General features: G+C 52.4%; 2 protein-coding genes. Both read left to right on the top strand.

Annotated features, from left to right (window positions below):
- A partial coding sequence (locus AC3DOM_RS12610; protein WP_487919400.1) for a helix-turn-helix domain-containing protein occupies positions 1 to 644 on the top strand: 644 nt, incomplete at its 5' end.
- 12 nt (positions 645 to 656) lie between these two features.
- Positions 657 to 1,148, top strand: a complete 492-nt coding sequence (locus AC3DOM_RS12615; RefSeq protein ID WP_487919401.1) for an integrase core domain-containing protein — start codon at positions 657 to 659, stop codon at positions 1,146 to 1,148.
- Positions 1,149 to 1,245: the final 97 nt, after the last annotated feature.

The raw sequence follows: 1,245 nt of genomic DNA on the forward strand, positions 1-1,245 counted from the left end.
GCATGATCAAAACCATCATCAATTCCCTGAAACGATTCATTAGCCGTGTGAAGCAGCACATCAAACAGCGTACCAGGCCAGCAACCACATCCATCGCGTTTGGATCGCTCTCAGACGCTACCCGCAGCCACAGAGACTTGATTATCGAAAATGCCATGCTGCGCCAACAGCTGATCGTGCTCAATCGACAGGTGAAGCGACCGCAGCTCACCCAAAGAGATCGGCTGGGACTGGTCTTGCTAGCCAGGTTGACAGGGTTTTGGCAGCAAGCACTGCACATTGTTCAGCCCGACACCCTGCTGCGCTGGCACCGTGACCTGTTCCGCGGCTACTGGAAGCGCAAATCGAAACCCAAGCACAGAAAGCCGCGCATCTTACCTGAGACCATCAGGCTTATCAAGCAGGTAGCGAAGGATAACGTGCTGTGGGGCGCAGAGCGTATCCGCGGAGAGCTGCTGAAATTAGGGGTCAAGATCAGTAAGCGCACCATCCAGAAATACATGCCTGAGAAACAGGAAAAAACAGGTCAATCCTGGACCACCTTCTTGAAGAACCACTCCCGTCACATCTGGGCTTGTGACTTCACTGTAGTCCACGACTTGCTCTTCCGACCCCTATATATCTTTCTAATCATCAATCTGTAGAGCCGCCAAATCGTGCATGCCGCCGTCACTAGATCCCCAACCGACTTTTGGACTGCCCAGCAGCTGCGAGAAGCCACGCCTTGGGGAGATGGACCCAAGTACCTGATCCGTGACCGGGACAAGAAATTTGGTGCGCACTTTGCAGCCGCCGCCAGCGGTATCAAGATTTTGAAAACACCGGTACGAGCACCCAGGCCAAACTCATTCTGTGAGCGCTTCATTGGCAGCTTGAAGCGTGAATGTCTCGATCACATGTTCATTCTCAATCGCTACCAACTGCTTCGGATTGTCCAAGAATACGTCGAGTACTACAATTGCTCCAGACCTCATCAAGGCATCCACCAGCAGATCCCCAATGATTTCGTTGAAAACCAAGACAGCCCCTGGCCCATCAGCCAGCCTTCAGGGATAGAATCCCCCGCATTATCGGGGAAGATCACATCTACTCCCGTCCTGGGTGGCCTCCACCACAGCTACGCTCGCACTGCTCTCAACTCACACTGAAGCAACCCTAATAATCATCTCACTGGCCGCCAACGAATTGTTGCTGGCCTATTTATGTTTGGCTTGTGTCTGAAATTCTCTGCTTTTGGTGTTTTTC

It is taken from the genome of Candidatus Desulfolinea nitratireducens, from assembly GCF_982879505.1.